Here is a 24,021-nt window from a genome sequence, read left to right as displayed (position 1 = left end):
AAACCCCGAGGAAGGCCTGCCGCCGCATGATCCTGCTGCTGTCGACGTCCGACACCGATCTGCTCAGCGCTCGCGCCGCCGCGGACGGCCCCGTCCCGTACCGGTTCGCGAACCCCTCCCGCCTTCCCCTCGACGACCTCCCCGGTCTGCTCGACGGCGTCGACCTGGTCGTCGTACGCCTCCTCGGCGGCCTGCGCGCCTGGCAGGACGGCCTGGATCTGCTCCTCGCCCCGTCCCAGACGCGTCCCGTCGTCGTCCTGACCGGCGAACAGGCCCCCGACGCGCAGCTGATGGAGGCCTCGACCGTCCCGATCGGGATCGCCGCCGAGGCCCACGGCTACCTCGCCCACGGAGGCCCGGCCAACCTGGACCAGCTGGCACGCTTCCTCTCCGACACCGTGCTGCTGACCGGCCACGGTTTCGAGCCCCCGGCGGCCTCCCCCACCTGGGGTCCGCTGGAGCGCACCCCGGGGCGGACCGAGGGTCCCCGGGTGGCCGTGCTGTACTACCGCGCGCACCAGATGAGCGGGAACACCGCCTTCGTCCACACCCTCTGCGAGGCGATCGAGGCGCACGGCGCCCAGCCGCTCCCCCTCTTCGTCTCCTCCCTGCGCACCCCCGAGCCGGAGCTGGTCGCAGCGCTGGAGTCGGTGGACGCGGTCATCACCACCGTCCTCGCCGCCGGCGGCACCAAGCCCGCCACCGCCTCGGCCGGCGGTGACGACGAGTCCTGGGACGCCGGCGCGCTGGCCGGGCTCGGCGTGCCGATCCTCCAGGCCCTGTGCCTGACCGGTTCGCGCAGCGCCTGGGAGGAGAGCGACGAGGGCCTGTCCCCCCTCGACGCCGCGACCCAGGTCGCCGTCCCGGAGTTCGACGGCCGCCTGATCACCGTCCCGTTCTCCTTCAAGGAGCTGGACGAGGACGGCCTGCCCGCCTACGTCGCCGACCCCGAGCGGGCCGCCCGCGTCGCCGGAATCGCCGTGCGCCACGCCCGGCTGCGGCACATCGAGCGCCGCGACAAGAAGATCGCACTGGTCCTGTCCGCGTACCCGACCAAGCACTCCCGCATCGGCAACGCGGTCGGCCTGGACACCCCGGCGAGCGCCGTGGAGCTGCTGCGCACGCTGATCGCGGGCGGCTACGACTTCGGCCCCGTCGAGTCCATCCCGGGTCTGGTCTCCGGTGACGGCGACGAGCTGATCCGCGCGCTGATCGAGGCCGGCGGCCACGACCAGGACTGGCTCACCGAGGAGCAGCTGGCCCGCAACCCGGTCCGGATCCCGGCGGCCGACTACAAGCGCTGGTTCGCGGAGCTCCCGGCCGAGCTGCGCGAAAGCGTCGAGCAGCACTGGGGCGAGGCCCCGGGCAACATGTTCGTGGACCGCTCCGCGAACCCCGAGGGCGACATCGTCCTGGCGGCCCTGCGCCGCGGCAACCTCCTCATCCTGATCCAGCCGCCGCGCGGTTTCGGCGAGAACCCGATCGCGATCTACCACGACCCGGACCTGCCGCCCTCGCACCACTACCTGGCCGCGTACCGCTGGATCCAGGCCCGTGCCGAGGACGGCGGTTTCGGCGCCGACGCGATGATCCACCTGGGCAAGCACGGCAACCTGGAGTGGCTGCCGGGCAAGAACGCCGGTCTGTCGGCGGCCTGCGCCCCCGATGCCGCGCTCGGCGACCTGCCGCTGATCTACCCGTTCCTGGTCAACGACCCGGGCGAGGGCACCCAGGCCAAGCGCCGCGTGCACGCCACCCTGGTCGACCACCTGGTGCCGCCGATGGCGCGTGCGGAGTCGTACGGCGACATCGCGCGCCTGGAGCAGCACCTGGACGAGTACGCCCAGATCTCCGCGATGGACCCGGCGAAGCTGCCGGCCATCCGCGCGCAGATCTGGACGCTGATCCAGGCCGCGAAGCTGGACCACGACCTGGGTCTGGAGCAGCGTCCCGACGACGACGGCTTCGACGATTTCCTGCTGCACGTCGACGGCTGGCTGTGCGAGATCAAGGACGCCCAGATCCGGGACGGCCTGCACGTCCTGGGCGGCGCCCCGACCGGCGACTCCCGCGTGAACCTGGTCCTCGCGATCCTGCGCGCCCGCCAGATCTGGGGCGGCACGACGGCGCTGCCGGGTCTGCGCGAGGCGCTCGGCCTGGACGAGTCCGCGGCCACCCGTACCACCGCCGACGAGGCGGAGGAGCAGGCCCGCGCGCTGGTCCAGGCGATGGAGGACGCCAACTGGGCCCCGGAGGCGGTGGCTTCGGTCGCCGCCGGCTTCTCGGCGGACGTCGCGGCCGTACTGGACTTCGCGGCCCGCGAGGTCGTCCCGCGGCTGGCCGGCACCACCGACGAGATCGCCCACGTGGTCAGCGCCCTGGACGGCGGGTTCGTCCCGGCGGGCCCCTCCGGCTCCCCGCTGCGCGGTCTGGTCAACGTGCTGCCGACCGGCCGCAACTTCTACTCGGTCGACCCGAAGGCCGTCCCCTCCCGCCTCGCGTGGGAGACCGGCCAGGCGCTCGCCGATTCCCTGCTGACCCGCTACCGCACGGACAACGGCGAATGGCCCGCCTCCGTGGGCCTGTCCCTGTGGGGCACGAGCGCGATGCGCACCTCGGGCGACGACGTGGCCGAGGCCATGGCGCTGCTGGGCGTGCGCCCGGTCTGGGACGAGGCCTCGCGCCGCGTGACCGGCCTGGAGCCGATCCCGCTCGCCGAGCTGGGCCGCCCGCGCATCGATGTCACCCTGCGCATCTCGGGCTTCTTCCGCGACGCGTTCCCGCACGTCATCGGCCTGCTGGACGACGCGGTACGGCTGGCGGCCTCGCTGGAGGAGCCCGCCGAGGACAACTTCGTACGGGCCCACGCGCAGGCGGACCTGGCCGTGCACGGTGACGAGCGGCGCGCGACGACCCGTATCTTCGGCTCGCGCCCGGGCACGTACGGCGCGGGCATCCTGCAGCTGATCGACTCCCGCGACTGGCGCACGGACGCCGACCTCGCGGAGGTCTACACGGTGTGGGGCGGGTACGCCTACGGCCGCGGTCTCGAAGGGCGTCCGGCGCGCGAGGAGATGGAGACCGCCTACAAGCGGATCACCGTCGCGGCGAAGAACACGGACACCCGTGAGCACGACATCGCCGACTCCGACGACTACTTCCAGTACCACGGCGGCATGGTGGCCACCGTCCGCGCGCTGCGCGGCACTGCCCCCGAGGCGTACATCGGGGACTCGACCCGCCCGGAGACGGTCAAGACGCGCACGCTGGTGGAGGAGACCTCCCGGGTCTTCCGCGCCCGTGTGGTCAACCCGAAGTGGATCGAGGCGATGCGCCGCCACGGTTACAAGGGGGCCTTCGAGCTGGCGGCCACCGTCGACTACCTCTTCGGCTACGACGCCACGACCGGCGTGGTGGCGGACTGGATGTACGACAAGCTGACCGAGACGTACGTCCTGGACCCGGAGAACCGCGCCTTCCTGGAGGAGGCCAACCCCTGGGCCCTGCACGGAATCGCGGAGCGGCTGCTGGAGGCGGAGTCCCGCGGCATGTGGGAGAAGCCGGACCCGCAGGTGCTGGAGGCGCTGCGCCAGGTGTACCTGGACACGGAGGGCAACCTCGAAGCCGAAAGCGAGTAACCGGTCCGCGCCTGGATCACACTGGCCGCATGTGCCACTACTGCGGCTGCCGTGAGATCCCCCTGATCAAGGAGTTCATCGCCGAGCACGAGGCGGTGACGGACGCGGCGGGCGACGCCCTGCGCGCCCTGGACTCCGGGGACACCGCGAGGGCGCGCACCCTCGTGGCGGACATGACGGCCGTCCTCCTCGCCCACTGGAAGGGCGAGGAGGACGGCCTGTTCGCGGTCATGGGGCAGGACCCCGAGTACGCGGACTACATCGGGGCCCTGGTCGCGGACCACCGCGAGCTGGCGGCCTTCCTCTCCCGCGCGGATCTCGCGGATCCGGCGGACACGGCCGCCCTGCGCCGCGCGGTGGAGGAGCTCCACCACCACATCGCGAAGGAGGAGGACGGCCTCTTCCCCGCATCCCTCACCGCCCTGACGGGCGAGGACTGGGACCTTGCCATCGCGGCCTGGCGCACGGCCCATCCCGGCGGGGACCTGAGGCCCGTCGGGTAGCCGGAGCGGGCCGCCGGGGCTACACCTTGACGGTCTGGTTCAGGGCTACGAGGGCCTGCGCCCAGCGCACGTACTTCAGCTGGCCGAAGTCGGCGACGGTCTTGACTCCAAAAGCCTCGAGGAGCAGTTCGCCGTCCTTGTCGGTGACGCCCTTGAGCGCGGCGACCGGGGCCGCGAGCACCTCCGCGAGCGGCTTGTCGGCCCACGCCTTGTCCAGCACCTTGTCGAGATCGATCGCCATGAGTGTCCCTCCCGGAACGCCGAAATCTGTACCGATGGCACAAATCTAGAACAATCGGACAAGCATCCCGCGCTGCGACACCAGCACCTTGGTGCGTCGGACGGGCCGGCGAGCCGGCGGGCCGGACGCGACGCCCAAGGGGCGGGCGGCCCCTCTCACCGATACCGATTCCGCGTATAATCCGCCGCGTTCACCAAGTTCAAGTTCGCCAAGCAATGCGCGTCGGATATCGGAATCGAAAAGGCAGTGACCAGGAAATGAATTCAATGCGGGCGCTTCTGGACGACGGGATTCCGCTGGTGGCCGTCAGCTTCGACGACACGGACGCCGAACTGCGCGCACACGAGGCGCAGGCGGCCGGCGTCGATGTCGCCGAGCTGCGCGTCGACCGGTACGCGCGGACCGAAACGGCCCATGTCCTGGCCCAGGTGGACGCGTTCAAGGCCCTGCCGGTCCTGGCCACGCTCCGCTCCCCGCTCGAAGGCGGCGACTGGAAGGGGACCGAAGCCGAGCGCCTCGAGCTCTTCCGCGCCCTCGCCCCCCGGGTCCAGGCCGTGGACATCGAGCTCTCGTCCCGGGAAATCCTCTCCGGCGTGATCGAGGCCGCCCGCGCCCACGACACGGTGGCGATCGTCTCGTACCACAATTTCGAATTCACCCCGGCCACCGAGGAACTCCAGGCCGTCATCGACGAGGCCAAGAGCGCCGGCGCCGACGTGGTCAAGGTGTCGACCATGGTGGAGTCCGAGAGCGACGTACGGCGCCTCGCCTCGCTGCTGCTGCGGGCCGGGGCCGACGGGACCCGGCTGATCGTCATCGCCATGGGTGCGACCGGCGCCGTCTCGCGCGTCTTCTTCCCGGCCCTCGGCTCGCGGATCACCTACTCCTTCTTCGGCGCCAGCTCCGCCCCGGGCCAGCTCGACTTCACGGAGACCTTCGGCCTGCTGCGCAAGTTCTACCCGGCGTTCGACCGGCGCAAGTCCGCCTGAGCCCGGGCGGACGGAGGCGAGCGGGCGGAGGGAAGAGCACCCGTCCCACCGACCTCTCTACCTGCTCGCAGCCCCGTACGTCGCAGAACGACTTCCGCGTCACCTGATGAAGTGAACTCCCCCTTATCTCACCGGCACCACGGGTAGGGCACTGCTGATCTCGTGCGGAAGGCCCCTTGCCGGGCCTTCCGCCTCCGTCCGCGAGACAGACAGACGAAAGGTCCACCCTGCCGTGACGCAGCCGTTCCAACTGCCGGATTTCTATGTGCCTTATCCGGCGCGACTGAACCCCCACCTGGAGAACGCCAGGACCCACACCAAGAAGTGGGCCCGCGCCTTCGGGATGCTGGAAGGTTCCGGCGTCTGGGAGGAGAGCGACCTCGACTCGCACGACTACGCCCTGCTGTGCTCCTACACCCACCCCGACTGCGACAGCGAAGCGCTGTCCCTGGTCACCGACTGGTACGTGTGGGTGTTCTTCTTCGACGACCACTTCCTGGAGATGTACAAGCGCTCCCAGGACCGCGCGGGTGCCAAGGCCTACCTCGACCGGCTCGGCGCCTTCATGCCCATGGACCTGGCCGACGGCTTCCCGGAGGCCACCAATCCCGTGGAGGCGGGCCTCGCCGACCTGTGGGCCCGTACCGTCCCCGCCATGACGATGGACTGGAGGGAACGGTTCTCCGTATCCACCAAGAACCTCCTCGACGAGTCCATGTGGGAACTCGCCAACATCAACATCGGGCGGGTCTCCAACCCCCTCGAGTACATCGAGATGCGTCGCAAGGTGGGCGGCGCCCCCTGGTCGGCCGGTCTCATCGAGTACGTGTCCGCCGAGGTCCCCGCGCGGATCGCGCACTCCCGGCCGCTCGGGGTGCTGCGCGACGCCTTCTCCGATGCCGTGCACATCAGGAACGACATCTTCTCCTACCAGCGCGAGGTCGCCGACGAGGGCGAACTCTCCAACGCCATCCTGGTGTTGGAGACCTTCCTCGGCTGCACCACCCAGGAGGCCGCCGAAGCCTCCAACGACCTCCTCACCTCCCGGCTCCACCAGTTCGAGCAGACCGCCCTCGCCGAACTCCCCCAGCTCTTCGCCGACCAGGCCATGAACCCGGCCGAGATCGGCGCCGTCCTCGCCTACGCCAAGGGCCTGCAGGACTGGCAGTCCGGCGGCCACGAATGGCACATGGTCTCCAGCCGCTACATGAACAAGGAGGCCCGCGCCACCGCCCCGCTCACCCTGCCCTTCCTCCCCTCCGGCCTCGGCACCACCGCCCTCGACCTGCGCTCGATCCTCGCCCCGCGCGCCCTGGAACTGCGCCGCCGCTCCTTCACCCACGTCCCCTTCGAGCGCACCGGCCCGTCCGTGGTCCCGGACGTCTACATGCCGTTCCCGCTCACCATGAGCCCGCACCACGCCCACGCCCGGGAGCAGTCCGTGCTCTGGGCCAAGGAGATGGGGCTGGTCGACCCGCAGCCCGGAGACCCCGGCTCGGCGATCTGGAACGAGGAGAAGCTGCGCGGCTACGACTTCGCGCTCTGCTCGGCCGGCATCGACCCCGACGCCACCCCCGAGGCCCTGACCCTCAACGCCTGCTGGCTGACCTGGGGAACCTACGGGGACGACTACTACCCGGTGGTCTTCGCACAGGCCAAGAACCTGCCGGCCGCCAAGGCCACCACCGCCCGGCTCATCGCCATGATCCCGGTGGACCACGCCGAACAGGGGCTGGCGGCCACCGCGATGGAACGTTCCCTCGGCGATCTGTGGGTGCGCACCAGCAGGGACATGTCCCCCGAGGTCCGGGGGGAGTTCCGGGCCACGCTCGTGAGCATGCTGCAGAGCTGGCTGTGGGAGATGGAGAACCAGATCCAGAACCGCATCCCGGACCCGGTGGACTACGCCGAGATGCGCCGCCACACCTTCGGCTCGCACCTCACGATGTACCTGTGCCGGCTGGGCCAGGCGGGCCGGGGCATCCCCGACGAGATCTACGCCTCCGGCACCATCCGCTCCCTGGAGAACGCGGCCGCCGACGCCGCCTGCCTGATGAACGACATCTTCTCCTACCAGAAGGAGGTGGAGGTCGAGGGCGAGGTCCACAACTACGTGCTGGTCACCCGCAACTTCTTCGACATCGACTACCCGCAGGCCCTGCACATCTGCCACTCGCTGATGACGCAGCGCACCGAGGAGTTCGAGCACATCGTGGCGAACCAGCTGCCGCTGCTCTACGACGACTGGAAGCTGGACACGGAGGCGCGCGCCGGACTCGACGCGTACGTCGGCGAGTTGCAGGACTGGCTCGCCGGAATCCTCAACTGGCACGAGAAGACCAGGCGTTACCGCGAGGAGGACCTGCACCGCCTGGGTGACGGGATCTCCACCGGCGTCCTGAGCTCCACCTTCGGAATGTCCGCGGCCCGGATCTCGCTGCCCGCCATCGGCTGAGCGGGAGCTCGGGAGCCACAGCCACAGCCGCAGCCACGGCCGCCGCCGAACCGGGTCGCACGGCGGACGGGGCTAGAACTCGTCCGCGGTGTGCGCCAGCAGCGCGGTCCGCAGCCCCGCGTCCAAGGCGGCGGCCGCGCCGGGGGCGTGCTCCGCCACCAGCCCGGCCGCAACCAGCTCGACGGCCCGGGTCCCGCCCAGGTAGCAGGCCGCGAGCTCCCGTACGTCCAGGCTCAGATCGGGAGCCTGCCCGTCGGCGGGCTCGTACGCCGCCCCGTGCGGCCCCGCCTTCAGCCGGAACCGCCCCGCGTTCGCCGGCAGCCGGACATCGGTCAGCTCCAGGACGAGTTCCACGGGCGCGGCCCAGGACCGCCCGGTCAGCGCCGCCCCCACGTCGACCAGCCGCAGCCAGAGCGCGGGGAATGCGGCGGTGACCCTGACCTGGTCCCGGTCGGCGGCGAAGTGCAGCAGCGGGTCGTCGGCCGGGCGGCCCCAGGCGCAGACCCGGCCGGTGAGGTCGAGGGAGGCCAGGCACTCCCACAGCGCGGCGGCCACCGCCGGGGTGTCCGCCTCCAGCTCGTAGACCTGGACCCGGCCCGGGGTGCGGGTGGGGCCGCTGTCGTCCTCGGACTTGGTGCGGTAGAGGACGTAGCCCGCGACCGGCTCGCCCGGCTCCCCCAGGACGATGATCCGGGGCGGGCTCAGCTCCTCGTCCTCCTCGTCCTGTTCGGTCAGCCACTCCTCGGCCCACCTCCAGTCGCTGCGGGTCGGCCGGCCGGCCCGGGTCGCGCGGGCCGCCTCGTGGTACGGGCCGATGACGGCGACGGCGCCCTCGGGGTCCACGGTGTCGACCAGGCGCAGCGGCCGCCGGTCCGCTTCGATGCGCAGGGCCAGCGGCCGGGTGGAGTCGATCTCGATGGTGACGCCCTGGGTGGCGCCGCCGTAGCCGAAGCGCCCGTAGATGGCGGCCTCGGAGGCCCACAGGGCGGCGATCGGGCTGCCGGCCTCCCCGGCCCGGCGCAGCATCTCGCCCATCAGGGAGGTCAGCACGCCCCGGCGGCGGTGGGTGGGGGAAACGGAGACGAAGGTGAGCCCGGGGCAGGGCAGGTCCGCCCCGGGTACCGAGAGCCGGAAGTCGTGCGCGGCCATGAAGCCGACCAGCGCGTCCCCGTCGTAGGCGCCGATGCGGGTGCAGTGCAGGAGCATGTCGTGGTGGCGTTCGCGCGCCTCCTTCTCGGGGCGGTCGTGAAAGACCAGGTATGCGAGCTCCAGAGCGCGGTCGATGTCGGACTCGGGTACCTCGCGAATGTCCACCATGATCGGGAGACTAATCGGTCATCGCAGACCAGTCACCTCAAAGTGGCTGGATTTGCCGGTCAGGGAGCCGATGGCCCGGTCCAGTCGGCCGGAACGTGCCCGAGCCGCACGCGCTGCGGGTGGTCGCCGACGGGTACGGAGATCCGCTTGGCGCCGGTGGCGAAGTCGATGGCCGTCACCTGGTCGGCGCCGCTCTCGGAGATCACGCAGCCGGCGCCGTCGCCGTCCACGGTGGCCCAGTAGGGCTTCGCGGCCGGCACCAGGGGCCCCTGCTCCAGGGTGGCCCGGTCCACGACGGTGGCGTAGTCGTCCATGGTCCCGGCGATGCAGAGCTTGGCGCCGTCGGGGCTCATGGACATGCCGTGGTGGCGGGAGTCGTTGACCCAGGTGGTGCGGTCGCTGCTGGTGGCCGGGTTCACGGGGAGGGTCTTGACCCGGGTGATCCGGTCGGCGGCCACGTCGTACTCGACGAAGCCGTTGAAGAAGGACACCTGGAAGTAGAGCTTCGACTCGTCCGGGCTGAAGGACATCGGGCGCACCGCGTCGGAGAGGTCGGAGCGGCCGAACGCGTCGAGGCGGGCGCGCATGTCGATCACCCGGACCGGGCGGAAGGTCTGCGCGTCGACGACGGTGATCTTCCGGTCGCCCTTCGTCCAGTCCAGCCAGGGCGCGTCGAGGGACGAGGTCACGTCACCGATCGAGCTGTTCCACAGGAAGCGGCCGCCCTGGGTGAAGGTGTTCTCGTGCGGTTTGTCGCCGGTCGCGAAGGAGCCGACCTGGCGTCCGCTCGCGATGTCCAGGACGTGCACGGTGTTGGCGGTGGAGGCGGAGACGGCCACGCGCGTGCCGTCCGGGGAGACCGCCATGTGGTCGGCCCGGTAACCGGCGACCGGGAAGCGCCAGTTGACCCGGCCGGTGCGCACGTCCACGGAGACCACGTCGGCGAAGCTGGGGCGGGAGGCGACGACGGCGGAGCCGTCGGGGGTGGTGTACATGTCGTCCACGAACTGGTCGTGGCCCTCGCCCGCGGTGGCCCGGATGCCCAGGAAGTAGCCGAGCTTCACCGGGTTGAGGTAGATCTCCCGGAGCCGCTCCTCCTTGTCGGGGATCACGTTGACCCGGCCCACCTTGGCGAGGTTCCCGGTGGAGGCGAGGACGTCGGCGGTGCCCTCCCAGTTGTTGCCCACGAACAGCACCTCGCGCAGCCCGGTCCCGGCGGCCGGGGCTCCGGAGGCGGTCGCGGCGCCGGCTGCGGTTTCGGCAGCGGACGCCGTTTCGGCGCCGGACGCGGGTCCCGCGACCAGTGCGGCGGCGAGCAGGGCGGCGAGGCCCACCATGGCCGACAGGGCTCGGCGGGTACCTAGGGGGGTGGCGGACATCCGGTCAACTCCATTGCGGGGAGACGCTGTTACCGGCGGGTAAAATAAGCGGAACGCCGAAAGGGCGCAACCCCCACGGGGTTGCGCCCTTCTCGCAGCGCGCTCGACGCGCCAAGCCTTCAGGCGACGGAGCCGATCCGGCTGATCACCGTCTTCTTCGAGGGGTCCGGGTGGATCGGGGTGTGCGCGCCGGTCAGGGACGCGCCCGTACCGCCGCGCCGGTTGGCGACGATCTCGGCGGCTATGGACAGCGCGGTCTCCTCCGGAGAGACGGCGCCGAGGTCCATGCCGATCGGGGAGCGCAGCCGGGCCAGCTCGATCTCGGTCATGCCGACCGCGCGGAGCCGCTCGTTGCGGTCCTCGTGGGTGCGGCGGGAGCCCATGGCGCCGACGTAGGCGACGGGAAGTCTGAGGGCCAGTTCGAGGAGCGGTACGTCGAACTTGGCATCGTGGGTGAGCACGCACAGCACGGTCCGGCCGTCGAGGACGCCGGCCTCGGACTGCGCCTCCAGGTAGCGGTGCGGCCAGTCGACCACGATCTCGTCCGCCTCGGGGAAGCGGGTCTTGGTGGCGAACACGGGCCTCGCGTCGCACACCGTCACCCGATAGCCGAGGAACTTGCCGATCCGCACCAGGGCGGAAGCGAAGTCGATGGCACCGAAGACGATCATCCGGGGCGGCGGGACGCTGGACTCGACCAGCACCTTGAGCGGCTCTCCGCAGAGCCGGCCGTCGGCGCCGATCTCCAGCACGCCGGTCCGGCCGGCGTCGAGCATGGCCCGCGCCTCCTGGGCGATGGAGCGGTCCAGCTCGGGATGTCCGCCGAAGCCGCCCTCGTGGGCGCCGTCGGCGCGGACGAGTACGGCGCGGCCCATCAGCTCGGCCGGGCCCTCGACGATCCGCGCGACCGCCGCCGCCTCCCCTCGGGCGGCGGCGGCCAGCGCGGCCGCGAACACCTCCCGTACGGGAGAGCCCGCGGGGATCGGGGTGACCAGGATGTCGATGATCCCGCCGCAGGTCAGACCAACCGCGAAGGCATCGTCGTCGCTGTACCCGAAGCGCTCCAGAACGGTCTCGCCGTCCTCCAGCGCCTGCTGGCACAGCTCGTAGACCGCACCCTCCACGCATCCGCCGGACACCGAACCGATGGCCGTGCCTTCGCTGTCGACGGCGAGGGCCGCTCCGGGCTGCCGCGGGGCGCTTCCGCCGACGGCCACGACCGTGGCGACGGCGAAGTCGCGTCCCTGCTCGACCCACCGGTTCAATTCTTCGGCGATGTCCAGCACTGCGGCCTCCTCGGAGAGGTATCGGTATCCAGTATCGGATACGTGGAGGGTGCGGTTACTTGCTCCGGATCAGGTCAGTCGGCTCAGCCGACGCCGAGCCAGCCCTCGATCGGGTGCAGGGCGTAGAAGACCACGAAGATCGCGGTCAGACCCCACATGAAGCCACCGATCTCACGGGCCTTGCCCTGCGCGACCTTGATGGCGACGAAGGAGATGACACCTGCGGCGACACCGGCGGTGATCGAGTACGTGAACGGCATGATCACGACGGTCAGGAAGACCGGGATCGCGGTCGCGCTGTCGGCCCAGTCCACGTGGCGGGCGTTCTGCATCATCATCGCGCCGATGACGACCAGGGCCGCGGAGGCGACCTCACCCGGGACGATCTGGGTGATCGGGGTGAAGAAGAGGCAGGCGGCGAAGAACAGGCCGGTGACGACGGAGGCGAGACCGGTACGGGCTCCCTCGCCGACGCCGGTGGCGGACTCGACGAACACGGTCTGGCCGGAGCCGCCCGCGATGCCACCGATGGCGCCACCGGCACCGTCGATGAACAGCGCCTTGGACAGGCCCGGCATGCGGCCCTTGTCGTCGGCGAGCTTGGCCTCGGTGCCGACACCGATGATGGTGGCCATCGCGTCGAAGAAGCCGGCGAGCACCAGGGTGAAGACGATCATGCCGACCGTCATGTAGCCGACGTCGCCCCAGCCACCGAACGAGACGTGGCCGAAGAGCGAGAAGTCCGGCATCGAGACCGCGGAGCCGGACAGCTCCGGCGGGCCGCTCTTCCAGGCCTTCGGGTCGATGTCCGCCACGGCGTTCACGATGGCGGCCAGAACGGTTCCGCCGACGATGCCGATCAGGATCGCGCCGGGGACCTTGCGTGCCTGCAGCATGAAGATGGTGAGCAGGGTGATGCAGAAGATCAGGACGGGCCAGCCGGCGAGTTCACCGACGGAGCCGAGCTGAACGGGGGGACCGAACTCCGGACCGCGGCCGACGAAGCCGGCCTTGACCAGGCCGATGAGGGCGACGAACATGCCGATGCCCATGGTGATGGCGTGCTTGAGCGCCAGCGGGATCGCGTTCATGATCATCTCTCGGAGGCCGGTGACGACCAGGAGACAGATCACGACGCCGTAGACCACGCACATGCCCATGGCCTGCGGCCAGGTCATCTGGGGGGCCACCTGCGAGGCCAGCACGCCGGATACGGAGAGACCGGCGGCGAGCGCGAGCGGGACCTTGCCGACGAAGCCCATGAGGAGCGTCGTGACGGCTGCGGCGAACGCCGTGGCGGTGATGATCGCCGAAGCGGCCATCGAGTTGCCGGCGACGTCCTTGCCCGAGAGCAGCAGGGGGTTCAGCAGGAGGATGTAGGCCATGGCCATGAAGGTCGTGATACCGCCACGAACTTCGTTGCCGACCTTGGATCCACGCTGAGAGATGTGGAAGTACCGATCGAGCCAAGACTGTCCGGTGGGGTTCTGAGAGCCGTTGCCGGCCTCTTCCTCACTGGTCTTGGGCTCCACAGACGATTGGGTCATGGTGCCTAACTCCCAAGGTTCATAGGGGCACCCGCATAAAGATTGGAGACACGGGATTTGGGAAACTGCGTTGGCTGCACGACCCGGGGTGACGGCCCGAGGCGACGCGAGATGTGCACTGCGTGTACTGCGGGTACTGCGGGGGTTCGCGGTACTGGGAAGACACCAGGGGGTATTGGGTGCTTGCCCGGAGTTACTGCTTTTTTCCTGTTGGGGTACTGCCGGTGAAAACTGACCGCGAGCGGTGCGGCCCTGATGACTCCGGACTTACTGCTCCGGGCGGTGCGGCTGGAATTGTGACGTTCCCGTGTCACACCGCCCGGAAATCTGTGGGGTGGTCCGGGGGCCTCTCGGCCCCCGGACCCCGCCGTCCTAGAGGGTGCCGGTGAGGGCTTCCGGACGGATCGGCGTCTTGTTGAGCTCCAGACCCGTCGCCGCCCGGATGGCCGCGAGGACCGCCGGGGTGGACGAGAGGGTCGGGGCCTCGCCCATACCGCGCAGGCCGTACGGGGCCTTCGGGTCGGCGAGCTCCAGGACATCGACCGGGATGGTCGGGGTGTCGAGGATGGTCGGGATCAGGTAGTCCGTGAAGGAGGGGTTGCGCACCTTCGCGGTCTTCGGGTCCACGATGATCTCTTCCATGATCGCGACGCCCAGGCCCTGGGTGGTACCACCCTGGATCTGGCCAACCACGGAAAGCATGTTCAGCGCCTTGCCCACGTCCTGGGCGGTCGCCAGCTCGACGACCTTGACGAGGCCGAGCTCGGTGTCCACCTCGACGACCGCACGGTGCGCGGCGAAGGTGTACTGGACGTGGCCGTTGCCCTGGCCGGTGACCAGGTCGAAGGGCTCGGTCGGCGCGTGACGGAACTCGAGCTCGAGGTCGATCACCTCGTCCTCGAGGATGTCGGCGATGGCCGCGAGGACCTCGCCGCCGTCGGTGACGACCTTTCCGCCTTCGAGCAGCAGCTCGGCCGTGGCCCACGCGGGGTGGTACGAGCCGTTCTTGCGGCGGCCGATCTCCAGGAGGGCCTCGCGGACCGCTTCACAGGTGTTCTTCACGGCGCCACCGGTCATGTACGTCTGCCGGGAGGCGGACGTGGAACCGGCGGAGCCGACCTGCGTATCGGCCGGGTGGATGGTCACCTGCGTGACCCCCAGCTCGGTACGGGCGATCTGCGTGTGGACGGTGATGCCGCCCTGGCCGACCTCCGCCATGGCCGTGTGGACCATCGCGACGGGCTCGCCGTTGATGACCTCGAGCCGCACGCGGGCGGTCGAGTAATCGTCGAAGCCCTCGGAGAAGCCGACGTTCTTGATGCCGACCGCGTAGCCGACGCCGCGGACGACGCCCTCACCGTGGGTGGTGTTGGAGAGGCCACCGGGCAGTGCGCGGACGTCCGCGCCCTCGCCGGCGGTCTCCCACTGGCGCTCGGGCGGCAGCGGGCGGGCCTTGACCCGGCGCAGCAGCTCGGCGACGGGCGCCGGGGCGTCCACGACCTGGCCGGTCGGCATGACCGTGCCCTGGGACATGGCGTTCAGCTGGCGGAACTCGACCGGGTCCATGCCCAGCTTCGCCGCGAGCTTGTCCATCTGGGCCTCGTAGGCGAAGCAGGCCTGGACGGCGCCGAAGCCGCGCATCGCGCCGCAGGGCGGGTTGTTCGTGTAGAGCGCGATCGCCTCGATGTCCACGTCCTCCAGGACGTAGGGACCCACCGAGAGCGAGGAGGCGTTGCCCACGACCGCCGGGGAAGCGGACGCGTACGCGCCGCCGTCCAGGACGATCTTGCACTTCATGTGCGTGAGCTTGCCGTCCTTGGTGGCGCCGTGCTCGTAGTAGAGCTTCGCCGGGTGGCGGTGCACGTGGCCGAAGAAGGACTCGAAGCGGTTGTAGACGATCTTGACCGGCTTGTTCGTGGCCAGGGCCAGGAGGCAGGCGTGGATCTGCATCGAGATGTCTTCGCGGCCGCCGAAGGCACCGCCGACGCCCGAGAGCGTCATGCGGATCTTCTCGGGCGCCAGGCCCAGGACCGGGGCGATCTGCTGGAGGTCCGAGTGCAGCCACTGGGTGGCGACGTACAGCTCGACACCGCCGTCCTCGGTGGGCACGGCCAGGCCGGACTCCGGGCCGAGGAAGGCCTGGTCCTGCATGCCGAAGGTGTACTCGCCCTCGACGATGACGTCGGCGCGCTTGCGAGCCTCTTCCACGTTGCCGCGGATGATCGGCTGGCGGTGCACGATGTTCGGGTGCGGGACGTGACCGATGTGGTGGTCGTCGCGGCCCTCGTGGATCAGCGGCGCGCCGGGGGCGAGGGCGGATGCCTCGTCCGTGACGAGCGGCAGCTCACGGTAGTCGATCTTGATCTTGGCGGCCGCGCGGCGGGCGGTCTCCGGGTGGTCGGCGGCCACGAGGGCCACCGGCTCTCCGTGGTGACGCACCCGGCCGTGGGCGAGAACCGGGGTGTCCTGGATCTCGAGGCCGTAGTTCTTCATCTCGGCCGGCAGGTCGTCGTACGTCAGCACCGAGTAGACGCCCGGCATCGCCAGGGCCTCGGAGATGTCGATGGAGACGATCTCGGCGTGGGCGACGGTGCTGCGCAGGGTCTGGCCCCACAGCATGTCCTCGTGCCACATGTCCGAGGAGTACGCGAACTCACCGGTCACCTTGAGGGTGCCGTCCGGGCGGAGAATCGATTCGCCGATTCCGCCCTTGGTGTGGTTCTGCGTGACGTTGGTCGGCGTGCCCGCCGGAACCGTACGCGTGTTCTGGGCCATGTCAGACCGCCTCAGACTGACGAGCGGCCGCCAGGCGGACCGCGTCGAGGATCTTCTCGTAGCCCGTGCAGCGGCAGAGGTTGCCGGACAGGGCCTCACGGATGTCCTGGTCGGACGGGGAGGAGTTCTCCTCCAGGAGCGCGTCCGCCTGGATCAGCAGACCCGGGGTGCAGAAACCGCACTGGACGGCGCCGGCGTCGATGAACGCCTGCTGGACGTTGGAGAGCTCCACGCCCTCGCCGGTCTGCGAGTCGGCGGGCCGGGCCTGCCACTGCTTGGCCGCGTCCAGGGTGACGCCCTTGGAGCCGCAGCCGCCACCGGTACCGCAGGCACCGCCGTGGCCGTGCTCCTCGCGCTGCTTGGCGAACTCCGCCAGGCCCTCGACGGTCACGACGTCGCGACCCTCGACCTGACCGGCCGCGACCAGACAGGAACAGACCGGCACACCGTCGAGGCGGACGGTGCAGGAACCGCACTCGCCCTGCTCGCAGGCGTTCTTCGAACCCGGCAGACCCATGCGCTCGCGCAGGACGTAGAGGAGGGACTCGCCCTCCCAGACGTCGTCGGCTTCCTGCTGACGGCCGTTGACCGTGAAATTGACGCGCATGATTACGCAGCCCCTTCGAGCGAGCGGCCGTTGTGCGAACCGCGGTACTGCTCCCACGTCCAGACGAGCTGGCGGCGAGCCATGATCCCGACCGCGTGACGGCGGTACTTCGCCGTGCCGCGGACGTCGTCGATCGGGTTGGCCGCGGCGGACGCGAGGTCACCGAACTGCTTGGCGATCGAGGGGGTGATGACCCGGCCGGACTCCCAGAAGCCACCCTCTTCGAGCGCGGCGTTCAAGAACTCCTCGGCGACCTTCGCCCGGATCGGGGTCGGCGCGGCCGAGCCGATGCCGGTGCGGACCGTGCGGGTCTCGGGGTGCAGCGCCAGGCCGAACGCGCAGACCGCGATGACCATCGCGTTGCGGGAGCCGACCTTGGAGTACTGCTGGGGGCCGTCCGCCTTCTTGATGTGGACGGTCTTGATGAGCTCGTCGGCGGCCAGCGCGTTGCGCTTCACACCGGTGTAGAACTCGTCGATCGGGATCAGCCGGGAGCCGCGTACGGACTCCACCTCGACCTCGGCACCCGCCGCGAGCAGCGCGGGGTGGGAGTCACCGGCCGGAGAGGCGCAACCGAGGTTGCCGCCGACGCCGCCGCGGTTGCGGATCTGCGGGGACGCGACCGTGTGCGAGGCGAGCGCGAGTCCCGGAAGCTCCGTGCGGAGGTTCTCCATGATCTGCGTGTACGGGACCGAGGCGCCCAGACGGACCACGTCCTCGCCGATCTCCCACTCCTGCAGCAGACCGATGCGGTTCAGGTCGAGGAGGTACTCCGGCCGGCGGTGATCGAAGTTGATCTCGACCATCACATCGGTGCCACCTGCGATCGGCACAGCTGCGGGGTGCTCGGCCTTAGCGGCGAGCGCCTCCTCCCAGCTGGCGGGGCGAAGGAAGTCCATGTGCGGCTCTCTTCTTCTTCGTAATCGGGCCGTTCACTTCAAGCCAGGAGGCCCAAGGGCCCTCGACTGGTCGTTCACGTGCTGTTAACGCGGTGTGGACCCAGTACACAAGCCGCCCGTCCCCCGAGTGCAGTCACCGAAACCATGAAGGAGTTGGCTGGGTACCTCCCTCGTCTTGTAGATTCGTATGAAAGGCAGGATGCAACGACCTGCCCGATTTCCAACGGCAACATTCGAGACAGATCGGCGGCGACATCATGCGGCTGCGCGCACTGCTGGAAACCGAGGCGCTGGGGCTGCGGCTGCTCGGCGGCGAGGACGAACTGGACCGGACGGTCCGCGGGGTCATGACCACCGACCTGCGCGATCCCAGCCGGTACCTATCCGGGGGCGAGCTCGTCCTCACTGGCCTGGCATGGAGACGAAATTCGGCCGATTCCGAGCCGTTCGTGCGCATCCTCGCGAGCGCCGGTGTAGCCGGGCTCGCGGCCGGCGAGGCGGAGCTGGGGGACATCCCCGACGACCTCGTGTCGGCGTGCCTGCGCAACCGCCTGCCGCTGTTCGTCGTGAACGAGAACGTTGCATTCGCCACGATCACGGAGTACGTGGTCCGGCAGGTATCGGGAGAGCGGGCCGGCGACCTGGCGGCCGTAGTGGACCGCCACCGGCGGCTCATGACCTCCGGACCGGCCGGTGGTGGACCCGATGTGGTCCTCGATCTGCTCACCACGGACCTCGATCTGCGGGCCTGGGTGCTCTCGCCCACGGGCCGGCAGATCGCCGGAGCGGGCGAACCGCTGGCACCGGGCGTCTGCTCGGCGCTGGCGAGCGAACACCTCGCGGCGGTCCGGACGGGCCGACGCGGGCCCCACCGGATCTCCATCCAGGGTATTACCTACTCGCTGTTCCCGATCCGGGGACACGGGCGCGGACCTGCGGGTCCGGCCTCCCGGGACGTGCGCGAGAGCGTGCTCTCGGACTGGCTGCTGGCCGTCGAGGCCGACGCGGGCGACTGGCCGGCCGAGCGGCTCGACCTGCTCCAGGGCGTCACCCAGCTGATCGCCGTCGAGCGGGACCGCCGCGACGCGGCCCGTACGGTGCGCCGCCGGCTCGCCCAGGAGGTGCTGGAGCTGGTCCAGACGGGCGCCGCGCCCGCCGAGATCGCCGCCCGCCTGCGGGTGGCCGCGCCGGTGCTGCTGCCCGGGCTGGGCACGGCCCCGCACTGGCAGGTCGTCGTGGCCCGGGTGGACTGGGACGGCGGGGACATCCCCGGCGGACCCGTCGCCCAGTCGCTCCTCGAGGAGATCCTCGTGGACCCGTCGGTCTCCGGTCCGGAGCCCTCGGACCGGATCGCCGTCGCGCACGCCGGGGACGAGGCGATCGCCCTCGTACCGCTGCCCGCGCCCGCCGGGGAGCCCGGGGACGAGAAGGGCCCCGACAACGCCCTGCACGCCGAGACGCTGCTCGCGTCCGTACGGGACCCCCTCGCGGCCGGGCTCGCCGACGACGGCCGGCTCACGCTGGGCGTCAGCGCCGCCGTGCACTCCGCCGAGGGGCTCCGCGGGGCCCTGGAGGAGGCCCGGCACGCCCGCCGCGTCGCGGCGGCCCGTCCGGGCCGGGTCTGCGCGGCCGGCCACCACGAGCTCGCCTCGCACGTCCTGCTCCTGCCCTTCGTCCCGGACGACGTCCGCCGCGCCTTCACGGCCCGGCTGCTGGACCCGCTGCGGGACTACGACCGCCGCCACCGGGCGGAGCTCATTCCCACCCTCGAAGCGTTCCTGGACTGCGACGGCTCGTGGACCCGCTGCGCGACGCGGCTGCACCTGCACGTCAACACGCTGAGGTACCGGGTCGGGCGAATCGAGCAGTTGACGGCGCGGGACCTCTCCCGGCTGGAGGACAAGCTCGACTTCTTCCTGGCACTGCGGATGAGCTGAGAAGATCCGCTCCCCCGGGCTCCCGGGGTCGGGCAGGGGCGGCTGATGATCCGTCCGGACTTTGTGAAAGAGTTCACCCGACCCCTTGGCCGGAGCCGTAGATCCGTGCTCTCATTTCGCCCCAGGGCTCAACGACGTGCTGCTTGGTTGCTTTGGGGAGGGCAATGTGGCGGATACCGCCATGTCCGGTGCCGGAACTACCGGGGGAGACGACCCCCTCCAGCGGGCGATATGGCGGCTGCGCTCGCGCGGCTGTTGGACCGACGCGGCGGCCCTGCTGACGCCGCACGTACACGACCCGGGAGCCGCCGTGCAGCGGACCTCGCTGCTGGTCGAGCGCTGCCTGTTCACCGGGCAGGGCTGGGCCGAGGCCGAGGACGCACTGCGGGTGGCCGAAGCCGTGGCCCACGAGGACGACGACCGCGGCGCGGCCGCGTGCGAACGGGGCCACCTGGCCTACGCCGCGACCGTGCTGGGCGTACGGGACCGCGCGGACGAGGCCCGCTCCGCACTGGGCCGCGCGGCGGCCCTGCTGTCCCCGGGGTCCCGGACCCGCCCGCTGCTGGACTTCCGGCGCGGGCTGGTCGCCGAGCACCTGGCGGACGCCCCGCAGTCGGCCCTTCCGGCGTACCGCCGGGCCCATGCGGGGGCGGTCGCCCACGGCGACACCCTGCTGCTGTCCTTCACCTGGCGCCACCTGGCCGCGCTGGCCCTGCGGGAGGGCGAGGTGGCCGAGGCCCGCCAGGGCTTCGCGGAATCCCTGCGCATCCGGGAGGACCTGGGCTTCCTGGTGGGCACGGCCCCGGCGCTGGCCGCCCTGGCCGAAGCCGAACCCGAACCGGAGGCCACCCGCCTGCGCGCGGAGGCCCGCCGGCTGTTCCACCTGCTGGGCGGCATCCCGACCTGGCTGGCGGACCAGCTCCAGCCGGCCCCGACGGCCTGACCCCCGGGCCGGGCCCTGCGGGGCCCGGCCTTCAGGGGCCCGGCCGCCCGGGACCGGTAGCCAGGGCCCGGCGCTCAGCGCCCGGCCGTCGGGTTCCCGCCGTCAGCGCCCGGCCGCCGGGCGGACCGGCGGTGCGAAGTGGTCGCGGATCACCGACTCCGCCAGCGGGAGGTCCCCCTCCGACAGGGCGTCGAGCATCGCCGTGTGCTGGGCCGCGTCCGCGGGGAGGTTCGCCCGGGGGAACCGGGTGGGGCCCGAGACCGGCCAGCGGGCCCGGCGGTGGACGTCGTCCGTGACCAGCAGGAGCTGCGAGTTGCCCGACAGGGCCAGGACCGCGCGGTGGAAGGCCCGGTCCGCCTCCGCGTACCGCGCCGGATCCCCCGAGGCCGCCGCCTGCTCGGCCGAGGCCGCCGCCGGACGCATCGCGGCCCAGACCCCGGCGTCGGCCGTACGGGCCAGCTCCAGGATCACCGGGAGTTCGAGCAGCGCCCTGACCTCGGCCAGTTCCGCCAGCTCGTGCCGGGTCCGGGGCAGGACCCGGAAGCCCCGGTTCGGGAGACATTCGACGGCCCCCTCCAGCGCCAGCTGCTGCATCGCCTCGCGGACCGGGGTCGCGGAGACCCCGAACCGCTCGCCCAGCGCCGGGCCGGAGTAGATCTCCCCCTGCACGAGCACGCCGTCGACCAGCGCCTTGCGCAGCGCTTCGAGGATCTGGCCGCGCACCGAATGGCGCATCACCTTGCGTGTTTCTTGTTCCGGTACCCGGGCTCGGGCCGCGTCCTGCACTCGGACCTCCTGCGGGTCTTGACCTGACCCGAGAATATCCCGAACCCCCGAGAGATCGAGTAAGGTAAGGCTTACCTGTTAACGATCGCGCGATTCGGTGGCCCCCATGACCCTCATGGCCGTCGGGCCCACCGGGCCCGCCCAGCCCGTCACCGCGCCCGTCACCGCGCCCGCCCCGGCCGGCTCCCCGGTGGCGGACGCCTACGCGCGGCTCACCGCGGCCTACGGCGGACTGCGCGTCACCGGGCTCGCGGCGCACGAGCCCTCCCCCCGCGGCGCGGGGTGGGTCGGCGCGCACGAGCTCGCGGCGGGCGGCGAGGCCCTGGAGGCCTTCCTCGCCTGGGACGAGGCCCAGGTGCTACGGGACTACGGGCGCCGGGCGCGGCCCGACGTGGTGGCCGGCTTCGGGCTGCACCGGTACGCGTGGCCCGCGTGCCTGCTGATCACCGCGCCCTGGTTCCTGGACCGCCGGGTGCCCCTGCTCGCCCCGGACCAGGTGGCCTTCCACCGGACCGAAGGGCGGATGGCCGTGCGCGTGGAGTCCTTCGCCTGCCTGCCGGACGATCCGGCGGCCGTCCTCCCCGGAGCCAGGGTCGTACCTGACGCGCAGGCCCTGCGCGAGGAGGTGCGGGCCGCGGTGGCCGGACACCTCGGACCGGTGCTGGAAGGCTTCGCCCCGCGCATGCGGCGCGGGCGGCGCGCGCTGTGGGCCATGGCGACCGACGAGGTCGTCGAGGGCCTCTGGTACCTCGGCCAGCTGCTCGGCGGGGCCGAGGAGCACCGGGCCATGCGCGAGCTGGAGCTGCTGCTGCCCGGCGCGACGGCCCCGTACACCGGCGGCGCGGGCTTCCGTACCCTCGAAGGCCCCGGCGGCCGGGAGTTGGCCACCCGCGACCGGGCCGGCTGCTGCTTCTTCTACACGATCCGCCCCGAGGACACCTGCGTCACCTGCCCGCGCACCTGCGACGCGCAGCGCGTCACCCGCCTGACGGCCGCCGCCGGCTGATCACCTGGGGCCCCCGAGCCCGGAGGGCCAGACCAGCCGCTCCCCCGACACCCCGCGGAACCAGGCCCCGACCCGGCCGCAGGACAGGCACACGTCGGTCATCCACCGGCCCGGCACCCCGTCCGACCGAATGCCCTCGGAGCCCTCCTCCACCACCATGTCCTCATCGCCGCACCACGGGCACAGGGCGTCCCTGCCCTCGTAGCGGCGGATCTCCCGCAGGGCCGCGCCCGCGGCGGTCCGCCGGCGGCCCAGCCAGCCGCAGGACCCGCACTGCCACCACAGCGTGTCGGGCTGCCGCCGCAGCGGCCCCATCAGCTCCGCGAGCGGCTCCTCGCACCGAGGACACCGCACAGCCGCCTCCGCCATCCGAACCCACCCTTCCGACTGACCGTGAATCGAACTCAACCCCCGGCGCCCGCGCGACAGTTCGAGCCGCAACACCCTATCCGGCGGGCTCCGCCCCCCGATGGCGTCCACTTGCCCCGAAACCCGCGTGTACGGCGCACCGGCTGGGCCACTATGACGCCCGGAAAGCCGCACCGGCCCACGAGCCGAACAGCCGCATACGCGAGGCAAGGGACACCGCATGAGACTGACCGACATATCGCTGGACTGGCTGCTGCCCGGCAGCCTGCTGATCCTGGGCGTACTTGCGGCAGTGGCGGTGCTGGCCCGGGGCAAGCGCGAAGGCGAGAAGGCCGCGGCGGCCGAGGACAGCTGGGAGCGCAGCGAGGAGCGGCGGCGCCGCAAGGAGGCCGTCTACGGGACCGCCTCCTACGTCCTGCTCTTCTGCTGCGCGGCGGTGGCCGCCGCCCTCTCCTTCCACGGACTGGTGGGCTTCGGCCGGCAGAACCTCAACCTCTCCGGGGGCTGGGAGTACCTGGTGCCCTTCGGGCTCGACGGCGCCGCCATGTTCTGCTCGGTGCTCGCGGTCCGCGAGGCCAGCCACGGCGACGCGGCCCTGGGCTCCCGCATGCTGGTCTGGCTGTTCGCGGGCGCGGCCGCCTGGTTCAACTGGGTGCACGCCCCGCGCGGCGCGGGACACGACGGGGCTCCGCAGTTCTTCTCCGGAATGTCCCTCTCGGCGGCCGTGCTCTTCGACCGGGCCCTGAAGCAGACCCGCCGGGCCGCACTGCGCGAACAGGGCCTGATTCCCAGGCCGTTGCCGCAGATCCGGATGGTCCGCTGGATGCGGGCCCCCAGGGAGACCTTCGGCGCCTGGTCGCTCATGCTGCTGGAGGGGGTGCGCACCCTCGACGAGGCCGTGGACGAGGTGCGCGAGGACAAGAAGGAGAAGGAGCAGGACCGCCACCGCAGGCGGGACCAACACCGCCTGGACCGCGCGCACATCAAGGCGCTCGGCCGGCAGAACCGGGCGTTCGGGCGCGTGGCCCGGGCCCGTCAGGTCGACATGCCGGGGCTGGCCCCCGGAGCGGGCTCCGCGCCGGTCGGCGCGGAGCCGGCCATAGCGGAAACGGATCAACTGCCGCTACGACGCCGGCCCTCCCTCCAGGCCGTTAGCAAAGCCGAATCCGGGGACCCGGCCGGTGGCCCCCGGACGGTGGACCTCACCGCCGAGGACGACACCCAGACGCTTCCCCGGCTCGACTCCCTGGAGCGCAAACTGAAGGATCTGGAGCAGCAGTTCGGCTGAGGCCGACTGACTGACTGACTGACTGACTGGAAGAGCACGGAACAAGCAACCACGTG

Annotated in this window: 18 protein-coding genes; 8 read left to right on the top strand and 10 right to left on the bottom strand. The window is 71.3% G+C overall.

Annotated features, from left to right (window positions below):
- Positions 1-26 precede the first annotated feature (26 nt).
- Together cobN and OHU74_RS28905 are read left to right on the top strand one after the other, a co-directional pair.
- Positions 27-3,638, top strand: coding sequence for a cobaltochelatase subunit CobN (cobN, locus tag OHU74_RS28910; RefSeq protein ID WP_371618570.1), 3,612 nt, complete (start codon positions 27-29; stop codon positions 3,636-3,638).
- A 29-nt stretch (positions 3,639-3,667) separates the two neighbouring features.
- On the top strand, positions 3,668-4,141 hold the full coding sequence (locus tag OHU74_RS28905) for a hemerythrin domain-containing protein (RefSeq protein WP_371618569.1): 474 nt from the start codon (positions 3,668-3,670) through the stop codon (positions 4,139-4,141).
- A 19-nt stretch (positions 4,142-4,160) separates the two neighbouring features.
- On the opposite strand, the gene OHU74_RS28900 is transcribed toward OHU74_RS28905, so the two are convergent.
- The gene (locus tag OHU74_RS28900) at positions 4,161-4,382 is read right to left on the bottom strand and encodes a hypothetical protein (protein WP_371618568.1); all 222 of its coding nucleotides are present in this window, start codon (positions 4,380-4,382) and stop codon (positions 4,161-4,163) included.
- 266 nt (positions 4,383-4,648) lie between these two features.
- On the opposite strand from OHU74_RS28900, the gene aroD reads away from it, so the two are divergent.
- Together aroD and OHU74_RS28890 are read left to right on the top strand one after the other, a co-directional pair.
- The gene (gene aroD / locus OHU74_RS28895; RefSeq protein WP_371618567.1) at positions 4,649-5,371 is read left to right on the top strand and encodes a type I 3-dehydroquinate dehydratase; all 723 of its coding nucleotides are present in this window, start codon (positions 4,649-4,651) and stop codon (positions 5,369-5,371) included.
- Positions 5,372-5,603: 232 nt separating this feature from the next.
- Entirely contained in the window at positions 5,604-7,826 is a 2,223-nt protein-coding gene (locus OHU74_RS28890; protein WP_371618566.1) for a germacradienol/geosmin synthase, read from the top strand.
- 72 nt (positions 7,827-7,898) lie between these two features.
- Here OHU74_RS28890 and OHU74_RS28885 read toward each other — a convergent pair whose 3' ends face one another.
- The 7 genes from OHU74_RS28885 to OHU74_RS28855 form a co-directional block, all read right to left on the bottom strand.
- Positions 7,899-9,143 (bottom strand): GNAT family N-acetyltransferase, encoded by a 1,245-nt coding sequence (locus OHU74_RS28885; protein WP_371618565.1) that lies wholly within the window; start codon positions 9,141-9,143, stop codon positions 7,899-7,901.
- Positions 9,144-9,202: 59 nt separating this feature from the next.
- Positions 9,203-10,522, bottom strand: coding sequence for a YncE family protein (locus OHU74_RS28880; RefSeq protein WP_371618564.1), 1,320 nt, complete (start codon positions 10,520-10,522; stop codon positions 9,203-9,205).
- Positions 10,523-10,641: 119 nt separating this feature from the next.
- Positions 10,642-11,808: an XdhC family protein gene (locus tag OHU74_RS28875; protein WP_371618563.1), complete on the bottom strand. Its 1,167-nt coding sequence runs from the start codon at positions 11,806-11,808 to the stop codon at positions 10,642-10,644.
- 83 nt (positions 11,809-11,891) lie between these two features.
- Positions 11,892-13,355: an NCS2 family permease gene (locus OHU74_RS28870; RefSeq protein WP_371618562.1), complete on the bottom strand. Its 1,464-nt coding sequence runs from the start codon at positions 13,353-13,355 to the stop codon at positions 11,892-11,894.
- Positions 13,356-13,727: 372 nt separating this feature from the next.
- Positions 13,728-16,130, bottom strand: coding sequence for a xanthine dehydrogenase family protein molybdopterin-binding subunit (locus OHU74_RS28865; protein WP_371618561.1), 2,403 nt, complete (start codon positions 16,128-16,130; stop codon positions 13,728-13,730).
- Between the two features lies 1 nt (position 16,131).
- Positions 16,132-16,737 carry a (2Fe-2S)-binding protein gene (locus OHU74_RS28860; RefSeq protein ID WP_371618560.1) on the bottom strand — a complete coding sequence of 202 codons (606 nt, stop codon included), beginning with the start codon at positions 16,735-16,737 and terminating at the stop codon, positions 16,132-16,134.
- Positions 16,738-16,739: 2 nt separating this feature from the next.
- Positions 16,740-17,636 (bottom strand): xanthine dehydrogenase family protein subunit M, encoded by an 897-nt coding sequence (locus tag OHU74_RS28855; RefSeq protein WP_371618559.1) that lies wholly within the window; start codon positions 17,634-17,636, stop codon positions 16,740-16,742.
- 257 nt (positions 17,637-17,893) lie between these two features.
- On the opposite strand from OHU74_RS28855, the gene OHU74_RS28850 reads away from it, so the two are divergent.
- Together OHU74_RS28850 and OHU74_RS28845 are read left to right on the top strand one after the other, a co-directional pair.
- Positions 17,894-19,573 carry a PucR family transcriptional regulator gene (locus tag OHU74_RS28850; RefSeq protein ID WP_371618558.1) on the top strand — a complete coding sequence of 560 codons (1,680 nt, stop codon included), beginning with the start codon at positions 17,894-17,896 and terminating at the stop codon, positions 19,571-19,573.
- A 166-nt stretch (positions 19,574-19,739) separates the two neighbouring features.
- Positions 19,740-20,516, top strand: a complete 777-nt coding sequence (locus OHU74_RS28845) for a hypothetical protein (protein ID WP_330299253.1) — start codon at positions 19,740-19,742, stop codon at positions 20,514-20,516.
- Between the two features lie 102 nt (positions 20,517-20,618).
- Here OHU74_RS28845 and OHU74_RS28840 read toward each other — a convergent pair whose 3' ends face one another.
- Complete coding sequence (locus OHU74_RS28840; protein ID WP_371619843.1) at positions 20,619-21,338, bottom strand: GntR family transcriptional regulator; 720 nt, start codon at positions 21,336-21,338, stop codon at positions 20,619-20,621.
- A 70-nt stretch (positions 21,339-21,408) separates the two neighbouring features.
- Here OHU74_RS28840 and OHU74_RS28835 point away from each other — a divergent pair, with 70 nt between their 5' ends.
- On the top strand, positions 21,409-22,308 hold the full coding sequence (locus tag OHU74_RS28835; RefSeq protein WP_371618557.1) for a (2Fe-2S)-binding protein: 900 nt from the start codon (positions 21,409-21,411) through the stop codon (positions 22,306-22,308).
- On the opposite strand, the gene OHU74_RS28830 is transcribed toward OHU74_RS28835, so the two are convergent.
- Complete coding sequence (locus tag OHU74_RS28830) at positions 22,309-22,662, bottom strand: hypothetical protein (RefSeq protein ID WP_371618556.1); 354 nt, start codon at positions 22,660-22,662, stop codon at positions 22,309-22,311. It lies immediately after the preceding gene.
- Positions 22,663-22,897: 235 nt separating this feature from the next.
- On the opposite strand from OHU74_RS28830, the gene OHU74_RS28825 reads away from it, so the two are divergent.
- The gene (locus tag OHU74_RS28825; protein ID WP_330299249.1) at positions 22,898-23,965 is read left to right on the top strand and encodes a DUF2637 domain-containing protein; all 1,068 of its coding nucleotides are present in this window, start codon (positions 22,898-22,900) and stop codon (positions 23,963-23,965) included.
- The last annotated feature ends 56 nt before the right edge of the window (positions 23,966-24,021 follow it).

Origin of the sequence: Streptomyces sp. NBC_00454 (assembly GCF_041434015.1) — a bacterium.
Classification (GTDB): Bacteria; Actinomycetota; Actinomycetes; order Streptomycetales; family Streptomycetaceae; genus Streptomyces.
Note: the sequence above shows the minus strand (reverse complement) of the source record. Positions and strands in the feature narration are given on the sequence as shown.